The sequence below is a fragment of the Alteromonas sp. C1M14 genome (assembly GCF_018860965.1).
Taxonomy (GTDB): domain Bacteria; phylum Pseudomonadota; class Gammaproteobacteria; order Enterobacterales; family Alteromonadaceae; genus Alteromonas.
Map to the genome: position 1 here is coordinate 411,744 of NZ_JAHKQF010000002.1, position 14,501 is coordinate 426,244.

The 14,501-nt window shown below is 45.1% G+C and carries 14 protein-coding genes; 10 read left to right on the forward strand and 4 right to left on the reverse strand.

From position 1 onward, the window contains the following. Nucleotides 1-9 precede the first annotated feature (9 nt). Entirely contained in the window at nucleotides 10-459 is a 450-nt protein-coding gene (gene yfbV, locus KO501_RS02350) for a terminus macrodomain insulation protein YfbV (RefSeq protein WP_216028031.1), read from the reverse strand. Between the two features lie 264 nt (nucleotides 460-723). On the opposite strand from yfbV, the gene trxB reads away from it, so the two are divergent. The 4 genes from trxB to infA all read left to right on the forward strand — a co-directional run bounded on the left by trxB (nucleotide 724) and on the right by infA (nucleotide 3,480). After that, entirely contained in the window at nucleotides 724-1,689 is a 966-nt protein-coding gene (gene trxB, locus KO501_RS02355) for a thioredoxin-disulfide reductase (protein ID WP_216028032.1), read from the forward strand. 38 nt (nucleotides 1,690-1,727) lie between these two features. Next, on the forward strand, nucleotides 1,728-2,477 hold the full coding sequence (gene aat / locus KO501_RS02360; protein ID WP_216028190.1) for a leucyl/phenylalanyl-tRNA--protein transferase: 750 nt from the start codon (nucleotides 1,728-1,730) through the stop codon (nucleotides 2,475-2,477). Beyond that, nucleotides 2,474-3,181: an arginyltransferase gene (locus KO501_RS02365; RefSeq protein WP_216028033.1), complete on the forward strand. Its 708-nt coding sequence runs from the start codon at nucleotides 2,474-2,476 to the stop codon at nucleotides 3,179-3,181. The genes aat and KO501_RS02365 overlap by 4 nt, the downstream gene beginning before the upstream one ends. Nucleotides 3,182-3,261: 80 nt before the next feature. Further along, nucleotides 3,262-3,480 carry a translation initiation factor IF-1 gene (gene infA / locus KO501_RS02370; RefSeq protein WP_216028034.1) on the forward strand — a complete coding sequence of 73 codons (219 nt, stop codon included), beginning with the start codon at nucleotides 3,262-3,264 and terminating at the stop codon, nucleotides 3,478-3,480. Between the two features lie 80 nt (nucleotides 3,481-3,560). On the opposite strand, the gene clpA is transcribed toward infA, so the two are convergent. Further along, nucleotides 3,561-5,837, reverse strand: coding sequence for an ATP-dependent Clp protease ATP-binding subunit ClpA (gene clpA / locus KO501_RS02375; RefSeq protein ID WP_216028035.1), 2,277 nt, complete (start codon nucleotides 5,835-5,837; stop codon nucleotides 3,561-3,563). A 24-nt stretch (nucleotides 5,838-5,861) separates the two neighbouring features. Further along, the gene (gene clpS / locus KO501_RS02380) at nucleotides 5,862-6,182 is read right to left on the reverse strand and encodes an ATP-dependent Clp protease adapter ClpS (RefSeq protein WP_216028036.1); all 321 of its coding nucleotides are present in this window, start codon (nucleotides 6,180-6,182) and stop codon (nucleotides 5,862-5,864) included. Between the two features lie 201 nt (nucleotides 6,183-6,383). Here clpS and cspD point away from each other — a divergent pair, with 201 nt between their 5' ends. Continuing rightward, nucleotides 6,384-6,602 carry a cold shock domain-containing protein CspD gene (gene cspD, locus KO501_RS02385; protein WP_216028037.1) on the forward strand — a complete coding sequence of 73 codons (219 nt, stop codon included), beginning with the start codon at nucleotides 6,384-6,386 and terminating at the stop codon, nucleotides 6,600-6,602. A gap of 137 nt (nucleotides 6,603-6,739) precedes the next feature. On the opposite strand, the gene KO501_RS02390 is transcribed toward cspD, so the two are convergent. Then, complete coding sequence (locus KO501_RS02390; protein WP_216028038.1) at nucleotides 6,740-8,965, reverse strand: NADP-dependent isocitrate dehydrogenase; 2,226 nt, start codon at nucleotides 8,963-8,965, stop codon at nucleotides 6,740-6,742. Between the two features lie 405 nt (nucleotides 8,966-9,370). Here KO501_RS02390 and KO501_RS02395 point away from each other — a divergent pair, with 405 nt between their 5' ends. The 5 genes from KO501_RS02395 to KO501_RS18520 all read left to right on the forward strand — a co-directional run bounded on the left by KO501_RS02395 (nucleotide 9,371) and on the right by KO501_RS18520 (nucleotide 14,496). Then, entirely contained in the window at nucleotides 9,371-9,913 is a 543-nt protein-coding gene (locus KO501_RS02395) for a pseudouridine synthase (protein ID WP_216028039.1), read from the forward strand. A 163-nt stretch (nucleotides 9,914-10,076) separates the two neighbouring features. Continuing rightward, nucleotides 10,077-11,192: a tRNA 2-thiouridine(34) synthase MnmA gene (gene mnmA / locus KO501_RS02400; protein ID WP_216028040.1), complete on the forward strand. Its 1,116-nt coding sequence runs from the start codon at nucleotides 10,077-10,079 to the stop codon at nucleotides 11,190-11,192. Further along, a complete protein-coding gene (hflD, locus tag KO501_RS02405; RefSeq protein ID WP_216028041.1) occupies nucleotides 11,192-11,818 on the forward strand; it encodes a high frequency lysogenization protein HflD in 627 nt (208 codons plus the stop codon). The genes mnmA and hflD overlap by 1 nt, the downstream gene beginning before the upstream one ends. A 14-nt stretch (nucleotides 11,819-11,832) precedes the next feature. After that, nucleotides 11,833-13,206 (forward strand): adenylosuccinate lyase, encoded by a 1,374-nt coding sequence (gene purB, locus KO501_RS02410; RefSeq protein WP_216028042.1) that lies wholly within the window; start codon nucleotides 11,833-11,835, stop codon nucleotides 13,204-13,206. A gap of 84 nt (nucleotides 13,207-13,290) precedes the next feature. Continuing rightward, nucleotides 13,291-14,496, forward strand: a complete 1,206-nt coding sequence (locus KO501_RS18520) for an adenylate/guanylate cyclase domain-containing protein (RefSeq protein ID WP_216028043.1) — start codon at nucleotides 13,291-13,293, stop codon at nucleotides 14,494-14,496. Nucleotides 14,497-14,501: the final 5 nt, after the last annotated feature.

Consider the following 14,501-nt stretch of genomic DNA (forward strand, 5'->3'; position numbering starts at 1 on the left):
TCTTGATAGTTAATCAAACCACTTTTGCGTAAAAACTTTATCGAGCTCAGTAAACGCGGTTTTAAGGGTTACGGCTAACTCTTTGTATTGAGGCTTAGACCTCATAGACTGAAGTTGGCAACCCTCTGCCCGCATTTTACTATGCACTTCTTGATACCAGCTTTTTAACTGGGGAGGCAACAGCTGGTTAGAGCGGTGTCCAAGCCACAGTAATCCTTGTAATGGAAGGCTGATAAAAAACAAACCAATCGCAATAATTTGAGGAAGGTAGGTATCGCCAAGGGTATTGAACATCGTTGTGCAGGCAAGTACAGCTAACGGCGGCATCACCTTGATAGCTAATTTGGTGGCACTGACCACACGGCATTCAGGAAAAAAACCGTAGAGTTCCCGCTTTACAGGCCAAGTTTTCATATACTCTTGCCCGTCTCGAAAAAGTGTGAATACCGATTGCGACATAGTGAATCTCCCGGGTATGCCAGAAATGCCCTTTGTAACAAAAATAAATCACAGGATGGCCATTTACCCCTGCGAATCTATTACTCATAATACCGTATAATGATGATTATAGCTCACTAAACAAGGGAAATAACCCTGCAACCCCATTTAGCATGCAAAAAAGGAAGTAACCAAATAGCTTGAATATGGGATATACAGCCCTATGTTAAGGACAATACACAATTTAGCTGGCAGTGTTGTCAGACATTCATATTGGAGAAAATAATGGCAGAAAGCAGACACGTACGTCTTCTTATCCTTGGTTCCGGACCAGCAGGTTATTCTGCTGCCGTTTATGCCGCCAGGGCAAATCTAGAACCGGTGCTTCTTACCGGTATACAGCAAGGCGGACAGTTAACCACCACCACTGAAGTAGAAAACTGGCCTGGTGATCCAGAAGGACTTACCGGCCCTGACCTCATGGTGCGCATGCAAAAGCACGCAGAAAAATTTAACACTGAAATTATTTTTGACCATGTAAATAAAGTCGATTTTTCTAAGCGCCCTTATACGCTATTCGGAGATTCAGGCACTTATACCTGTGATGCTTTAATCATCGCCACTGGCGCGTCAGCCAAGTATTTAGGGCTACCCTCCGAAGATGCCTTCAAAGGCAAGGGAGTATCAGCCTGCGCCACCTGTGACGGTTTTTTCTATCGCAATCAAAAAGTCGCGGTGGTAGGCGGCGGTAATACCGCAGTTGAAGAAGCCCTCTACTTGTCTAATATCGCCTCAGAAGTTCATGTAATACATCGCCGTGATACCTTCAGAAGTGAGAAAATACTAGAACAACGTTTACGGGAAAAAGCTGCAAACGGAAATGTCGTACTCCATTTAAATCGCACCCTTGATGAAGTGCTCGGCGATGAAATGGGTGTTACGGGCATACGTGTTGCCGATACTGAAAGCGGAAATAAAGAAGACATTGATGTAATGGGCTTATTTATTGCCATCGGTCACAAACCTAACACCGATATTTTTGCTGATCAGCTAGCCATGAAAGATGGTTACATCACGGTGCAAAGTGGCTTACAGGGTAACGCGACTCAAACCTCTGTAGAAGGTATTTTTGCCGCAGGAGATGTGAGCGACCACGTTTATCGCCAAGCTATCACATCAGCAGGAACCGGATGTATGGCAGCTCTAGATGCAGAAAAATTCCTTGATGGACTTCGTCCAGAACAAGGCTAACACGAGGTAATGTGGGCAGGTTTCTGCCCACCCTATGTATGACTACGCTACCCTATTTATCTGAGACCACGCCCTTCCCCGACGTAGCAAACGCTTTACAAGACCCAAATGGGTTGCTGGCGTACGGAGGGACCTTAAGTGTTCCCATGTTATTCCAAGCCTATTCAAACGGGATTTTCCCCTGGTTTAGTGAAGATGAGCCTATATTGTGGTGGTCCCCAGACCCTCGCGCCATTATCGAACTTGATGAATTTCACGCTTCTCGAAGCTTAAGAAAGCTAGCCCGGCAAGGGCAATACGTGGTGTCCTTAAATCGTCAGTTTACCAATGTGATCAGAGCGTGTTCATCCATTCCTCGGCGTCACCCTGAACAGCAAACCATGAGCAACGAGACTTGGATAACAGAAGATATGATCCAAGCCTATTGTCAACTACATCAAGCAGGACTCGCTCACTCGGTGGAAGTGTGTCATGTAGACGGCACCTTGGTTGGCGGCTTGTATGGTGTGGCTGTGGGTGAGGTATTTTGTGGTGAATCCATGTTTCATTTGGCACCAAACACGTCAAAACTTGCCATGTTTGCACTCGTTCAGCATATGAAACGGCACGGCCTTGCTTTCATTGATTGTCAATTACCCACCGAACATTTAAGTTCTTTGGGTGCGAAATCCCTTGCTCGAGATGAGTTTATCCCTCGTTTACACCAACACAATGTAACCCTTGCGGAAGATGGAAAACTCTCTGCGCGCTATCAGCAATGTTGGGAAAGCGGAATTATAACGCCATGAAATTTGGCCTAACCCAAAGCTTTAATTGCAGTTATCTTCCGGAAAAAGAAGAACAATTACTCGTGTATACTGAAAGAGAGCAAGATCTGGCCACTCGCTATAGTCAGCTCATTCGCGCGGGCTTTCGCCGCAGCGGCAATTTAATTTATCGTCCCCACTGTCCGTCCTGCGATGCCTGCCAGTCTATACGCATTCCTATTAAGGATTTTTCGCCATCTCGCAGTCAGCGAAGGCTTTTAAACAAGAATAAACACCTTAATACCCAGCTTAGTTACACCACCAACGACAAGTACTACCCATTATATGAACGCTATATCAACACTCGGCATCAAGACGGCAGCATGTATCCTGCTAGTGTCGAGCAATATAAAGGGTTAATTGAATGTGCTTGGAAGCCTCCCATTTTTATTGAAGCCTATCTTGATAACGAACTGGTCGCCGTGGCCATCACCGACCATATCGAACAAGAAGGGGGTGAACGGGCCTTCTCCGCACTGTATACCTTTTTTGCCCCAGAACTGGCCCACGCTTCTATGGGCACTTGGATGATCCTGCAACAAATCACCCATGGCCAAGCAAAAAATTATGACTTTTTGTATTTAGGCTATCAGGTCGATGCGTGTCAAAAAATGAACTACAAAACCAAATTTTTGCCCCACGAACGCTTTTTGCAAAATAAATGGCAAAAAAACCCGTCGAATTGATATTCAGTACTTTACACAAGCCTAATTATTGGTTAATGTCTGCGCGGCAAAATTTTGACTTACTGAGGTAATTGCTTTTCATGGCAAAAGAAGATTCTATCGAAATGGAAGGAACGGTTGTAGATACCCTTCCTAGTACACAATTCCGCGTTGAACTTGAAAATGGTCACGTAGTGACAGCCCATATATCCGGCAAAATGCGAAAGAACTATATTCGTATTCTGACTGGCGATAAGGTGACAGTAGAGATGACACCCTATGATCTATCTAAAGGTCGTATCGTGTATCGCGCGAGATAACACTCAGTAGAAAGTTAGAATCTCAAAAAAGCCCGGACAAACCGGGCTTTTTCGTTTCCATTAACTTTCTATCAATCAGCTTAGTTAGACTCAGCTTCTTTATTCTGAGATTCTATACCGAAAAAGGAAAACTCAAGTTTATTCTCACCGAGATCCACTTTCACATTTCCACCTTTGTTTAATTCGCCAAACAATAATTCATTGGCCAACTCTTTTTTGATTTCCTCTTTAATTAAGCGAGACATGGGTCTAGCGCCCATGGATTTATCGTAGCCTTTTTCCGCTAGGTAAGCGCGAGCGGCAGCCGTTACTTCAAGTGAAACGCCTTTGGTGTCCAACTGGGCCTGCAATTCAATAATAAACTTATCGACCACTTGCAAGATCACGTCTGTATCGAGGTGGTTAAACCAAATGATGCCGTCAAGACGGTTGCGGAACTCAGGTGAAAAGACCTTATTAATTTCCGATAACGCATCGTGACTGTGGTCTTGCTGTTTAAAGCCGATTGATTTACGCACGGTTTCTTGCACACCGGCATTGGTGGTCATCACCACAACCACGTTACGAAAATCGACTTTACGCCCATTGTTGTCAGTTAATGTACCGTGATCCATAACCTGCAACAAAATGTTGTAGATATCGCTGTGCGCTTTTTCAATTTCATCAAGCAGCACTACAGAGTACGGATTTTTGATAACAGCATCAGTAAGCAAACCACCCTGTTCGAAGCCCACATAGCCCGGTGGTGCACCGATAAGACGACTAACAGCGTGTCGCTCCATGTATTCAGACATATCAAAGCGGACAAGCTCTACGCCCATAATTTTCGCTAGTTGCTGAGTCACTTCTGTCTTTCCAACACCCGTAGGTCCGGCAAACAAGAAACTACCGATGGGTTTTTCTTCTGTGCCTAAGCCCGCCCGTGATAAGTGAATGGCATCGGTGAGGGTTTCTATGGCTTTATCTTGGCCAAATACCATCATTTTCAAATCTCGGCCTAAATGCTTAAGGGCTTCGCGATCAGAAGCAGAAACCGATTTTTCAGGGATCCGCGCCATTTTGGCAATGATTTGCTCTATATCACCCACATTGATGGTTTTCTTACGTTTAGAAATCGGCAACAAGCGCTGACTTGCCCCGGCTTCATCCATTACATCAATGGCTTTATCCGGTAGATGGCGTTCGTTGATATACTTAGCAGACAATTCCGCTGCCGCTTGCAACGCTTTTTGGGTAAACCGAACACTGTGATGTTCTTCATACCGTGACTTCAACCCTTGCAGGATTTTCGTCGTATCGCTCACTGAGGGCTCCACCACGTCGACTTTTTGGAATCGACGAGCGAGGGCCCGATCTTTTTCAAAAATGCCTTGGTATTCTTGGTACGTCGTTGAACCGATACAACGCAGTTCACCGGAACTGAGTTTAGGCTTGAGTAAGTTGGAAGCATCCATCACTCCCCCCGAAGCTGCACCTGCTCCAATGATGGTATGAATTTCATCAATGAATAAAATCGCATCTTCGTCTTTGCTAAGTTCTTTTAAAATCGCTTTTAATCGTTTTTCAAAATCACCCCGGTATTTGGTACCGGCCAGCAATCCGCCAAGATCCAGTGAATAAACGGTACTGTTGGCAATAACCTCAGGAACATCTTGATTCACAATACGATAGGCAAGCCCTTCAGCGATGGCGGTTTTACCCACCCCGGCTTCACCCACTAACAATGGGTTATTCTTACGTCGACGACATAATATTTGAATGGTGCGTTCTACTTCCGAATCGCGACCAATAAGGGGATCAATCTTCCCTTCTTTAGCTTGACGATTTAGGTCTGTGGAATATTTACTTAATGCAGAACCAGACTCTTCGCCCTCGGCACTTTCTTCTACGCTTTCGCCACTTGCCGGACTTTCATCTTCGTTTTTACTAACACCATGACTGATGAAATTCACCACGTCGAGGCGGGTCACATCGGCTTTCTTGAGAATATAAACCGCATGGGACTCTTGCTCAGAGAAAATAGCGACTAATACATTGGCGCCGGTCACTTCGTCTTTGCCAGACGACTGTACGTGAAAAACTGCTCTTTGTAGAACACGTTGAAAGCCCAAGGTAGGCTGGGTTTCCCGCTCGTTGGTTTGATCGTCCATAATCAGTGGCGTTGTGTCTTTCACAAACTCTATCAATTCGCTTTTTATCAAATCGATATTCGCGCCACATGCCTTCATGGCTTCACGGGCAGCGGAATTGTCCATGAGCGCCAGTAACAAATGTTCCACTGTCATAAACTCATGACGGTGTTCTCTGGCAAACACGAAAGCTTCGTTCAACGTTTGCTCTAATTCTTTATTCAACATATCGCTCGCCCTCTGTTATTAGACTTATGCCTGTTCCATCGTACACATAAGCGGGTGTTGATGCTTACGTGCATACTGATTGACCTGCATCACCTTGGTTTCTGCTATCTCAGCAGTGAATATGCCACAAACGGCACGGCCTTGGTAATGAACAGTTAGCATAGTTTGATTGGCTTTCTCTGCATCCATGGTAAAAAAATGCATGAGTACTTCTACCACAAAATCCATTGGCGTGTAGTCGTCATTGTTCAAAAACACTTTATACATAGGAGGCGGTTGCGTCTTTTGACGCTCTGCCTGTTTCTGTTTTTCTTTATCAATACTAATGGCGTTGTCTCTACTCATAATACAATAATAGTGCCTTAGCGCCGAATCGCAGCATTTTTTAATTTTAAATAATCTGCAAAATAGGCTTGACATGCAATGGTTAAAATATCTACAGTTTTACTATGGCCATGTGAGTGACGCACATAGCCATCGTGCTCCCAATAATTCTATTGTGGGGGCATAGTATTATGAGTTCAAGGATTAAGAGGAAGTCGAAGTATGGCGGTAGGTAAAGTTAAATGGTTTAACAACGCAAAAGGATTCGGATTTATCGTTCCTGAAGACGGTGGTGAAGATATCTTCGCACACTACTCAACCATTCAAATGGAAGGGTATCGGTCCCTCAAGGCTGGCCAGGAAGTAACCTTCGATGTACAGCAAGGCCCTAAAGGCCTTCACGCTGAAAACATCGGGGTTGTAGACGAACCAGAACGTTAAAATTTATACCTGATACTCCAGGGCCTTTACTGATTGCAGTACAAGGCCCTTTTTATTTTCTACAATATAAAGAAACACCCTAATTTAGGTAAAAAAAAACCGGCCCAAGGCCGGTTTTTTTATTAAAAGCGTCAAACTTATTTTGCTAACACTTCACGCAAGGTTTCGCTAGGTGACATTGCAGCGGCCAATTTCTCTTCATCAGGAAGATAATAACCACCGATATCCGTTGCTTTGCCTTGGGTCGCATCGATTTCTGCAACAATCTTGTCTACGTTAGCCACCAATGCTTCATGGGTCGCTTTAAATTGTGCAGCAAGATCAGCATCATCAGTTTGGTTAACCATTTCTTCTGCCCAGTACAGCGCTAACCATACATGACTTCCACGGTTATCCAGTTGGCCCGCTTTACGCTGTGGCGACTTACCGGTATTAAGCAGTTTTTCAGTGGCTTTATCTAATGCCGTGGCAATGACTTTCGCTTTTGGATTGTCATGCTTGATAGCCATATCTTCCAACGAAACTGCCAACGCTAAGAACTCACCCAGTGAATCCCAACGTAAATGCCCTTCTTCTACGAATTGTTGCACGTGCTTAGGCGCTGAACCACCGGCACCGGTTTCATACAGACCGCCGCCTGCCATTAATGGCACTACAGACAACATTTTTGCACTGGTGCCTAATTCAAGAATTGGGAACAAGTCGGTGAGGTAATCACGTAATACGTTACCTGTCACAGAAATGGTGTCTAATCCACGAATCGCCCGTTCCATGCTGTAACGAATCGCTCGTACAGGGGACATGATTTGAATATTCAAACCATTGGTATCGTGATCTTTTAAGTATTTTTCAACTTTCAAAATCAATTGGGCGTCATGAGCACGTTCTTCATCTAACCAGAAAATCGCTGGCATACCTGATTGACGGGCGCGGGTTACCGCCAGTTTCACCCAATCTTGAATCGGGGCATCTTTGGCCTGACACATACGCCAGATATCACCCTCTTCCACTTCATGTTCAATCAGTACATTGCCGTCCTGATCAACAATTTCCACTTTACCATCGCTTTCTATTTCGAAAGTTTTGTCATGGGAACCGTATTCTTCTGCTTTTTGCGCCATCAAACCAACGTTAGGTACAGTTCCCATCGTGGTTGGGTCAAACGCACCGTGCGTCTTACAGAAGTTAATGGCTTCTTGATAAATGGTGGCGTAAGTAGACTCAGGGATCACCGCTTTGGTGTCATGAGATTTTCCATCCGGTCCCCACATTTGCCCACTGTTTCTGATCATTGCAGGCATAGAGGCATCAACGATAACGTCTGAAGGAACGTGAAGGTTAGAGATACCCTTGTCTGAATTTACCATCGCAATGGGAGGACGATCCGCATAGCACGCGTTGATGTCACGCTCAATTTCAGAACGCTGAGATTCAGGCAATGTGGAGATTTTATCGTACACGCTACCTAAACCGTTGTTGGGGTTTACACCCAACTCTTTAAACAAATCACCATATTTTTCGAAGAGTTCTTTATAGAATACTTTTACACAGTGACCGAATACGATGGGGTGAGACACCTTCATCATGGTGGCTTTTACGTGCAAAGAAAATAGGATGCCAGTGTTTTTCGCATCTTCTATCTGTTCTTCAAAAAACTTACACAAGGCTTTTTTACTCATGTACATACCGTCGATAACTTCGCCGGCGAGTAAATCAACCCGTGGTTTTAAGGTTTTCTTAGTACCATCTTTACCTGTGAATTCAATGCTGACGTAACCGTCTTTATCCACAGTAGTAGACTTTTCACTTGAGTAGAAATCCCCTTCACGCATGTGCGCTACGTGAGACTGAGAAGCCTGGCTCCAGGCACCCATTGAATGCGGGTGTTTACGAGCAAAATTCTTTACCGCCGTAGGTGCACGACGATCTGAATTACCTTCGCGCAATACAGGGTTTACCGCAGAGCCAAGGATTTTTCCATAGCGCTCGCGAATCTCTTTTTCTTCGTCAGTTTTCGGATCTTCCGGAAACGGAGGAACATTAAAACCTTTGGCATTCAATTCTTTAATTGCTGCACGCAACTGAGGAATAGACGCACTAACGTTAGGCAACTTGATGATATTCGCATCAGGGTTCTGTGTAAGCGCACCTAACTCAGACAACGCATCAGTTACTTTTTGATCGTCGTTCAAATAGTCGGGGAAAGCGGCAAGGATTCGCCCGGCCAGAGAAATATCACTCAGTTCAATGTCAATGCCAGCTGCACCAGTAAATTTCTCAATGATTGGCAGGAAAGAGTATGTCGCCAGCATTGGCGCTTCATCAGTCTTGGTATAGATGATAGTCGACTTAGCTTTGGTCATTATATACCTCAAAGTTGTCGGTAAAGAGCTACCAGATTTAATCCATTTCGCTCAGCTACGCAGTGCGCTGAACATCTCGGTAAAAGTGTAACCATCACAAACACGGTTATAGTGCGCGTCTTTCGAGATCCCTCGCCCACGATCTCGACTGATTATGTGAGATTACCTCTGCTTTATGCTTATAAATGCATATAAATGCAGAATTACCGCGCACAATAGTATAGGGTCGAACGTATGAGTTACAAGTCATACCATCGTATTACCTATAAAGATCCATCTAAAAAAGCGGGTTTTTGGTGATTTTTTTTGCGCCTTTGTTGCTTTTATTAAAAAAAACCTTATAAGCACTGCTTTGTATATGCATCTACCAAATTGGTAAAACGCCCCGATATTTAGGAGTCTTCCGTGAAAGCCAACAGCACAGTAATTCTGTTTAATAAGCCCTTCAACGTGCTTACCCAATTTACGGATCAAGCTGGCAGGCAAACCCTCAAAGATTATATTCCTGTGCCCGGTGTTTATGCCGCAGGACGCTTAGATCGCGACTCCGAAGGGCTACTGGTACTAACTGACGATGGCAAACTACAACACCGATTAGCAAACCCAAAGCAAAAAACCTCAAAAACCTATTGGGTTCAGGTAGAAGGCACGCCCGACGCCAAGGCTCTTGACGCGCTGCGCCACGGGGTAACACTGAAAGACGGCCTTACTCGGCCAGCTAAAGTCTCTGTTATCGAGACGCCGTCTGTGTGGCCTCGCACACCGCCTGTCCGTTTCAGGCAACATATTCCGACCACTTGGTTGTCTATTACCCTAACGGAAGGTAAAAACCGCCAAGTGCGTCGCATGACAGCCCATGTTGGTTACCCTACCCTGCGGCTCATTCGTTATCGAATAGGTAGCTGGACCATAGACGGAATTGGAAACGGTGAGTACATCACGCTTTAAGCCACCCATGCCTGTGATTCAGCACGGTTATCAAGCATAAAAAAACAGTACATATTAGAACAGATAACCCTATGATCCGCCGTGCCATATGTATTGATATCTGATAGAATCCGCGCCCTGTTTCATTGTTCAGACTTAAACTAAAACCCGGTAAAGAGTAGCTATGTCATCAGTTGAAAAACAATCTCCTGCTTCACAAAAAGTCATCGTTGGTATGTCAGGCGGTGTGGACTCGTCGGTTTCTGCGTATTTATTGCAGCAGCAAGGGTATCAGGTAGAAGGCCTTTTCATGAAAAACTGGGAAGAGGATGATGATGATGAGTATTGCTCTGCCGCAGAGGATTTAGCTGACGCACAGGCAGTGGCTGACAAACTGGGTATCGAGTTACACACCATTAATTTTGCAGCTGAGTACTGGGATAATGTGTTTAAGTACTTTTTGCAAGAATATAAAGCGGGACGCACCCCTAATCCCGACATCATGTGTAATAAAGAAATCAAATTCAAAGCCTTTCTTGAGTTTGCTGCCGAAGATCTAGGTGCAGACTTTATTGCCACAGGCCATTACGTACGCCGTCGGTTCACCGATGGTCACTGGCAAATGCTTCGGGGCTTAGACGGCAACAAAGACCAAAGTTATTTTCTTTACACCCTGGGTGAAGAGCATATCGCCAAAACCCTGTTCCCGGTTGGGGAGCTAGAAAAACCTCGAGTACGGGAAATCGCCGAAGAACAAGGCCTAGTGACCGCAGATAAAAAAGACTCCACGGGCATTTGTTTTATCGGTGAACGTAAATTCAAAGACTTCCTGTCGCGATACCTCCCCGCTCAACCTGGCATAATAGAAACTGCCGATGGTGATGTTATCGGTGAACACGAAGGGCTCATGTACCACACTTTAGGGCAACGCAAAGGGCTCCATATTGGTGGTTTGGCCGACTATGGTGACGACCCATGGTATGTGGTAGACAAAGATGTCGCACGTAACGTATTGATTGTGGGCCAAGGTGCTGACCACCCTCGCCTCTATTCAAAAGGGTTAGTAGCGAAGCAACTGCACTGGGTAGATCGTCAAAATGTCACAGCCCCCATGCGAGCGGTTGTAAAAACCCGATATCGTCAGCAGGATATTCCTTGTACCATTACGCCGTTAGACGATGATCATATTGAGGTCATTTTCGACACCCCACAAAAAGCCGTCACGCCAGGCCAATCTGCGGTATTTTATCAGCGAGAAGTCTGTCTCGGTGGTGGCATAATAGAGAGTTATCAGCGCTGATGTTAGATCCTAAAATAGAGCAACATATCGCGCTTGCGGGCGTTTGTCAGGCAGCTGCATTGGTCCAGCAGGTTGCTCGAACCGGTAACGTGGATGCAGAAGCTTGTGAAGCTAGTCTATCCAGTATCTTGGTTACCGAACCGGAATCGCCACAGCATGTTTTTGGACGTCTGAGTAACCTCACCGTGGGCTACCGTTCAATCGTAACCCAATTATCTGGTCGCAGCAGTAATAAAGACGCTGAACTTACCCGTTATGTGGCAAGCCTGTTAAGTCTTGAACGTAAACTCAGTGCTAAAACCGATGCATTAGCAGAACTCAGCCAACGTATCTCCCATGTGCAACGGCAACTTGCTCATGTGGAATTTGATAACACACAGATCATCGGCGCATTGGCCAGCATTTACAGCGATATAATCAGCCCATTGGCCCCCAAAATTCAGGTTGCTGGAAATACCGAGTATCTTAGCCGACCGCTTAATCAGCAACGGGTAAGAGCCCTTTTACTAGCCGGCGTTAGAGCTGGGGTAATGTGGCGTCAAATGGGTGGCCGTCGTCGCCAAATTCTGTTTAGTCGTAAACAAATTTTACACAGTGCCACAATGGCATTGAGATTAATTAATTAGTTGAGGAGCTAAAGGTGGAACTGACTCAGTTAACCGCAATTTCCCCTGTGGATGGACGTTACGCAAGCAAAAGCACTGAATTGCGTAGCATATTTAGCGAGTACGGATTATTAAAATACCGTGTCCAAGTTGAGGTTCGCTGGTTACAGATGTTGTCGAAACATCAGGCCATTGACGAAGTTCCTGGGTTTAGCGAAAAGGCCAACGCCGTACTTGATAATATTGTTGCGTCTTTTGGTGTGGATGAAGCCATGCGCATCAAAGAAATCGAACGCACCACCAACCATGATGTTAAGGCGGTGGAGTATTTCTTAAAAGAACAAGTGGCAGATAACGCCGAGCTAAACGCAGTCAGTGAATTCATCCATTTTGCTTGTACTTCTGAAGATATCAATAATCTGTCCCATGGCCTGATGCTAACTGAAGCCCGTGACCAGGTTATTCTGCCCTATTGCGACAAGCTAATAAGTGAACTAACCCGACTAGCAAAAGCATATAAAACCATTCCTATGATGGCCCGAACTCACGGTCAGCCAGCCAGTCCTACCACCATGGGTAAAGAAATGGCCAACGTTGCCATGCGTTTGATTCGTCAGCGTGATCAAATAGCCGCCGTTACCCTGCTAGGTAAAATTAATGGTGCTGTGGGTAACTATAACGCCCACCTTTCTGCTTATTCGCAAACCGATTGGCACAGCGTGGCAGAACAATTTGTGACGAGTTTAGGCCTAACGTGGAACCCATACACCACGCAAATTGAACCCCATGACTATATTGCTGAATTGTTTGACGCCGTCGCTCGCTTTAATACCATCTTGTTAGATTTCGACCGTGATGTTTGGGGCTATATTGCCTTGGGACACTTTAAACAAAAAACCATTGCTGGGGAAATCGGTTCATCAACCATGCCTCATAAAGTGAACCCCATTGATTTTGAAAACTCTGAAGGTAACTTAGGTTTAGCCAACGCAATCTTTAATCACCTTGCAGCAAAATTACCGGTTTCCCGTTGGCAACGAGATTTAACAGACTCCACCGTATTGCGAAACCTAGGCGTGGGGGTTGGCTATGCAGTTATTGCCTATCAAGCCACCTTAAAAGGCATCAGTAAACTTGAAGTAAACGAAGCCAGTTTAGCCCGCGAGTTGGATAATAACTGGGAGTTGCTAGCAGAGCCAATCCAAACGGTAATGCGTCGCTATGGTATTGAGAAACCATACGAAAAACTAAAAGAACTCACCCGTGGTAAAAAGGTTAACGCTCACGTTATTGCAGAATTTATTGATGGCCTCGCCCTGCCTGATAATATAAAAGCGGAATTGAAAACCTTGACCCCTGCCAACTATATTGGCGATGCAATCCGTTTAGTAGACCAGTTGCCGGATTAATTCTCAGGGTATATGATTTACCAACAGGTATTTCTAATATGAAGGCTGCCAACGCAGCCTTCGTCATTTTCGCCCAGGGATTGTGTGAATACATTTAAAGAAATCGCGAATCAAACAGTTATCAAACTTATAAGACGGTTATCGGCAGCCATTGTGGCTAGTTTGGTGCTCTATACCCTAGCGGTTGTCTTTCTACTTAAAGATTTCTCCTTTTCTATCTTGGTTTTAATTGCCACCCACGGCTTACTTTTCATCAGTATTCTTATTCTTACCTATCAAAAAAACCCGTATGCAGCGAAATCGGCGCGGTTTATTTTTGTGGGCAGTTGTATGGCGCTCTTTACCCTCTTATCGTTACTTTGGCATCAAGACACCGGGCTACAACAGTTTTTACTCGTGGGTATGATCACCAGTGGTTTTCTGTTTTCACGCCATGAAAAAAACGCCCGTCGAATAGCAGAATACAGTTATGCCGCTCTATACCTCATGGTTGAAGCCATGATCGTTTTTAATACCACTCATACTTTCGCAACCTTGCGGCTAGCCAATGGGGTGATCCTTGTAGTCAGTGGCATCATCATGCTGCGACTAGTGCGGGGTAAAATAGAACGCCAAGCCGAAGCTTTAATGCTATCTGAAAAAAGAAACCGTGCATTATTACGAAGTATGTTACCCAGTGCCCCTGGTTCGCCTAACGAGCATTGGCCGCTAGGCCATACCGAGAAAATCGATAACGTATCGGTATTGTTTGCTGATTTACAAGGCTATACCACTCTGAGTGAGACTTATGATGATGCTGATATCGTGCGCATTCTCGATGATATCTATCATTTATTCGATGCCCATGCACTGCGCCTTGGGATAGAAAAAATCAAAACTAACGGTGATGAATACATGGCAGCCATCGGCGTGCCGCTCACCTATTTACACACCCCTGAGGAAAACACCGACCAAACCGTTACCATGTGTTTATTTGCAAAAGCGCTACTACGCAGTTTTAACTCATTGGTAGAAAAAAGAAACCTCGGCTGTAATATTCGTATTGGCATTGCCACCGGATCGGTAACCGGAGGTATTATTGGCGCACATAAACCCCATTTTGATATATGGGGTAAAACCGTTAACCGCGCGTCTCGGCTTGAACAAGCCAGTACCCCCGGCACCATTTCGGTATGCGCAAGAACCCGGGGACAAATTCTAGATAGTAAAACCGATTCCCTCGCATTTTCTGAGAGCTTCGTTGTGGGCGATAACCTCGTTGCCCACACACTCCTAATGGAACCATCTTAAACGCA